The 5411-nt window shown below is 34.2% G+C and carries 4 protein-coding genes and 1 rRNA gene; 1 reads left to right on the top strand and 4 read right to left on the bottom strand.

Annotated features, from left to right (window positions below; translation table 11 throughout):
• Positions 1-36 precede the first annotated feature (36 nt).
• The gene (locus tag H5968_RS24555) at positions 37-660 is read right to left on the bottom strand and encodes an exopolysaccharide biosynthesis protein (RefSeq protein ID WP_187042029.1); all 624 of its coding nucleotides are present in this window, start codon (positions 658-660) and stop codon (positions 37-39) included.
• A 218-nt stretch (positions 661-878) separates the two neighbouring features.
• Here H5968_RS24555 and H5968_RS24550 point away from each other — a divergent pair, with 218 nt between their 5' ends.
• Entirely contained in the window at positions 879-1661 is a 783-nt protein-coding gene (locus tag H5968_RS24550; RefSeq protein ID WP_187042028.1) for an ABC transporter permease, read from the top strand.
• A gap of 116 nt (positions 1662-1777) precedes the next feature.
• Here the strand turns inward: H5968_RS24550 and H5968_RS24545 are convergent, their stop codons facing one another.
• From H5968_RS24545 to rrf, 3 genes are all read right to left on the bottom strand, one after another.
• On the bottom strand, positions 1778-3055 hold the full coding sequence (locus H5968_RS24545) for a M48 family metallopeptidase (protein WP_187042027.1): 1278 nt from the start codon (positions 3053-3055) through the stop codon (positions 1778-1780).
• A 29-nt stretch (positions 3056-3084) separates the two neighbouring features.
• A complete protein-coding gene (locus H5968_RS24540) occupies positions 3085-4989 on the bottom strand; it encodes a nuclease-related domain-containing DEAD/DEAH box helicase (RefSeq protein ID WP_096567570.1) in 1905 nt (634 codons plus the stop codon).
• Between the two features lie 240 nt (positions 4990-5229).
• Positions 5230-5347, bottom strand: a 5S ribosomal RNA gene (gene rrf / locus H5968_RS24535).
• Positions 5348-5411: the final 64 nt, after the last annotated feature.

Here is a 5411-nt window from a genome sequence, read left to right as displayed (position 1 = left end):
CCAGTCCCCAGTCCCCAGTCCCCAGTCCCCAGTCACCTACCTACCTAACCAAGCTTTGATCACATCCAATAAACTAGAACCACCCCAGACCAAAGCTAGTAAAATAGAAGTAGTTAAAATTCCGCCCATCAGACACAGAACCAAACCGCCTAAACTAATAGCACCATCATCTTCAGATAAACCAAAAGCAGTAACAAAAATGCCCATTGCAGGTAAAGTATTAGTACCAGGGATGGGAATCATCATAGAAATAGCCATGAGAGCGATCGCCACCCCAATAGTTACTCTACCTGGTAATGTAGTACAAATATAAGAAATACGGGGACGAGCGATCGCTTCAATTCTCCGCAACCAAGGCAGTCCCGCTTTCAGAAACCCTTGAACGGTAGAAAGTTGAATTTGATGGTTTAGCATTTTAGCAGGTAGCCAAGGAGTTTTAGCACCTGCAACCAACTGTACCGCCAACAAAACAATCAGCACACCAAAAGGCGTTGAATAACCAGGTGCAGGAACTGGTAAAGCAGAAGGTAAAGACAAAATAACCAACAAAAATCCAAAAATTCTTTCCCCAGCTAGTAACAAAATATCTGCCAAAGTTACCTTTTCAGGATGTTCTTCCTCAAAAAAATAGCGTTGTAATTCGTTAGACAGTTTAGCCATAATAGCTTTTATAGTTCCTCATAAAGAGATTTTAACCTTTATTGACCCTATTTTCTTTGATAAAATGCAAATTGCCATCAAACAACCTGCATAAAATCAGACATAACAGAGAAGTTGCATCCAACATCTTAACCTTATGCAATCCGTGAAATTAAAAAACAGTATGAAGTTGAGATAAAGTTATCTTAAATGCAGTGGGTAAGAAGTTAAACAAAAAAATGCAAAGATACCTAAAAGTAATCAGACTTTTCTGGATCGCAGCCATTTCCGCAGAGATGGAATATCGTCTCAACTTCATCATAGCTACCTTGAGCAGCTTAGGCAATCTTGCGGGTAGTATTTTTGGCTTATTCTTATTTTATCGCACAGGTTACACCTTTCCTGGATGGTCTTGGGATGCAGCTTTAATAGTTTTAGGAATTTTCACCCTCTTGCAAGGTTTTTCAGCTACATTCCTCGCTCCCAACTTAAACCGCATAGTTCGTCATGTGCAAGAAGGTACATTAGACTTTGTATTATTAAAACCCATCCGCAGTCAATTTTGGCTTTCAACTCACACCCTATCACCGTGGGGACTACCAGATTTAATCTTTGGTTGTATCATCATTGGTTATGCAGGTAAACGCCTGGGTTTAGGAATAAATGATTATTTATTGAGTATATTTCCTTTAGGTTGCGGTTTAGTCATTCTTTACAGCCTATGGTTTATGCTAGGTTCTACCAGTATATGGTTTGTGAAAATATACAACGTTACTGAAGTATTAAGAGGTTTATTAGAAGCGGGTAGATATCCGATTGTAGCTTATCCCGCAGCTTATAGAGTTTTCTTTACCTTTGTAGTTCCAGTTGCATTTTTAACAACAGTTCCCGCGCAAGCTATGTTAGGTGAAAGTCAGTTAAGTTGGTTTATGGGTGCTGTATTTTTAGCGGTGGTGTTATTTTTTGTTTCTACTTGGTTTTGGCGGTTTGCTTTGCGGTTTTATACAAGTGCATCGAGTTAGGTGAAGATAGACCTTTAGATACCCGACTTCTTGAAGAAGTCGGGTATCTATCTCACCTAAGTAGTTTCATCTTTAATGATCTTGACAAAAATTGCTCACATATTCGCTTCGATAAATTATTGTTTTGGTATCTGAAAATCTGCGGCTTTAAATGATTTTCTATCTCTTTTTCTATCATAACTTTCTTGTAAAATAAAACTTACTCTTTGCTTTTCTTTACGCAAAAATTTAGGTAACTCCTTTTGTAAGAAGAAGACACGATTTCCAGTATCATCTATAATCCATCCATGAGCTTGGTTAGGTGGTAATGATTCAATTGTACCGCAATAACGGGGAATATCCTGATATAGAATTTCTTTCCAGAATTTTCGACATATTTGATTTAATTTAGTGATATCCCCCTCAAATTTAGTGAATGTTGATTGCTGGTTAGTGATTTCTTGGTTAATTTTTGTTTGTAATTGTTGTAAGGTATCTTTGACTTTCCACCCCTCGCTTTCTCGAATTGCTTTAGATAGTTCTAAATGTTGTGCAGACATTTCTAACTTTCCTAATAATAAGCTTTGCTGACAAATTTTTTCATATAAAGTCACTTTAATTTTATCTTCTCCTGGAGATAATGCAGCTTGACAAGCAAACTTTAGGGCTGTTTCTGGCTGATTAATACTTAAATATATATCTGATAAATCCTGGTAAATATACCATTCTTCTCGATGTTTTAGTAGGATATCCTTCAACTCAACAATTGCTTTTTCTTCTTCTCCTAGATTAGCTAATGCCAAAGCAGAGAATCTGTAAAAATTCATCTCTCTTGGGTAAATCTTAATTGCTTCTAATGCACAAACACGAGCTTCTTTCCATAATTCAAGTTCAATTAGACTTTTTACCTTAGCAAAGAACCATTGTTCTTTTCTAGATCCGCCTCTGTTAGCATCAACAATTATTGGTTCATCATTCAATTCTTCAGGATTTATAAAATTACACCATTCCAGAACAATATCCCACTTCTCTTTTTGTTTAGCAGTTTTAATCACAGCAAAGACAGTTAATTCTTTAGCTAAAGTATTTGGTTGTAAACTCAAAATTGTTTTAGCAGATTCTATTAGTTGGTATAAATTTTCTTTAGATGCTTCGGGTTTAATAGTATCATCATAATATGCCCAAACTAATTCATCTTTAATATATTTATTACCAGGAAATTGATTAAGTGCTTTATTTCCTTGTCTAATAGACCATGATGGATACCCACCTTTACGTAAACAACAAAGATAACGACTTGCAGCATAAGCATTATTTTCATTTTCCCATACTTGCCGAAAAAGTGTTCCTGCTTCCTTCCATTGTTGCTGTCTAAGTAGTTCAGTAGCAGTGTTCATTAATTCGTTTTCAGTCATAATTATTAATCCCTCATACAGTAATATTTCTATTGCTTGAATATGTCAAAAATTAAATTATTATTTAACTCAGATGTTAGTTTAGATTGATGATTAATATATAAACTTAAATATTCCTGAGCGCGAGTCATGGCAACATAAATCTGCCTTCTTGCTAAAATTTCAGCGTCTTTTTTACCAATAGAATCATCAAACTGTTCTAACCAAATTAATAAGACTGCTTTAAACTCTAACCCAAGAGATGAAAGCATAGTTATCATTCTCACACCTTCTCTTTCTCGGTTATATTGTCTCTTAGAATTATCATTTTGATTAACCCAATAAGTTGATATACCTTGCTGATTGAGTTTTTGGATAATAGAATTTAATCTTGGTTCATCCTTCTTACCTGCTTGTCTATATAAAATAGCTATATCACGATCATCAATATTTAATGATTTTAAAGAATGGATAGTTGATATAATAGATTTTTCTTGTTCATCAGGTGTGCTGCTTATATAAATTTTTGGTTTATCCCCCTGTCTCAATGCTAAATTGGGTTTAACCAGAGGGAAAGTTACATCCTCATCTTCTAAAGGTTCAACTAAATCAGAGACACGGTTTAAAATACTCAATGCAGATGATAGAATTTGATGAGTGTTACGGTAGTTTTTGTCTAAGTCAAATTTCTTGCTAAAAGTACGGCCTTGTGCCTTAACTCCTACATCTCTCCACTGAAAATTAGACCTTTTATAAAGACTTTGGTTGCCATCTGCAACAATCATTAAATCACCATTTTCACTATCTTTCAGAGCATTCACACAACACTGAAACCAAATAGGAACAAAAGTATGAGCTTCATCAATAAAAATAGCATCCCATTTTTGTTCTTTTGAATATTCAGATAATTTATCAATAACTATTTTACCTGTATATTCGTCCCGATTTCCTTGAACTTGACTGGGTAATGTACCTAAGACAGATTTTGCCCATACATCAAAATTTCCGACTTCAATATTTTGATAGTGTTTATTTTGTGAATCTTGATGAAGAACTGATTTTATATAGGCTGCTAAACATACATTGAAACACAGTATTAATATTCTTGCATTATGATTTTGGTTAATTAAGTATTTAGCGCGTGATATTAATAATAGGGTTTTCCCTGAACCAGACACCCCAAAGAAGATACGATGACCATCTCCTATACTTTTAGCCAAAGATTCTTGTTTACTGTCTAATGTTGTTAATATAATATCGCTTGGTAAAATTGAAAATTCAGAATTAACACTTTTTAATGTAGCTTTTTCTTGTCTAATAACAATTTCAGGATATATAATTCCTTTGATGGTACTAATCTGATCAGGCGTTAAAGGAGAGAAAACAAAGTTAATTCCAAACATTTCTTGAAAACGCTGGATAATTGTTTCTTCTTTAATGCAATCTTTTTCCCATGTCAATAATTCATCACGATAAATTACACTTTTTATTGGTAGTACATCAATTAAATTATATCTATTAGCCTGTTCATCAGTTAAATTAGACATAACTGCACCAACACCAATAGGAAAACATAAATTTCCTTGATATTTGCCTGATTGGTTAGTTAATACTCTAGATTTTTTTAGAAGATTTAATAGTTTATCAAGATAATCTTTACCTTGACGTAAAGGAGATTTCTGTTTTTGAATTGTCTCTAAATCATTTTGATTATTCTCTATTTCAAAACTATCATAGGAAGCTGTAAGTATATGTTTGAGATACCATCCTTTAACTTCTATAACAAGTAGTCCAAAATCAGGGGATAAAATAATAAAGTCAGGATAACGATCATCTATTCTGGGTTCATACCAAACATAAAAATTATCTGATAGCTTATTTTTGAGAATATTGTATAATCTTTTTTCTCCCTGACTAGCTTTGTCAGGAATAGAGAACGGTATCATAATTGCCATATTGAACTATTTATAATTTTACCGCTATCAATTGTAACACTGTATAATATCATAGCAATGCTTGACAACATTTCTTAATATAGGAGAATTTTTTAGATACTTTCGATACTTAGGAGTTGCTAAGTCGTGGAAAAACCTGAGTAAAAAAACATAAAACTTCTGATATTGTAGTTGGGCTTTAGTCCTTACAAAACAACAAACCCCCTCATTATGAAAATGAAGGGGAATGTACAATATTAAACCTGGCATCGAGCTATTGTGACGGAGGGCAACCCCTCAACTATCGTCGCCGCAACAGCGTTTCACCTCTGAGTTCGGGAAGGGATCAGTGTGGTTCCACCGCGCCATAGACACCAGGAAAACCCGTTGGGAATTGATAATTGACAATTGATAATTGAAAATTAAAGAATTATCAAAAATCG

The sequence above is a fragment of the Sphaerospermopsis sp. LEGE 00249 genome (assembly GCF_014299995.1).
Classification (GTDB): domain Bacteria; phylum Cyanobacteriota; class Cyanobacteriia; order Cyanobacteriales; family Nostocaceae; genus Sphaerospermopsis; species Sphaerospermopsis kisseleviana.
This window is presented reverse-complemented; position numbering and strand designations above follow the sequence as displayed.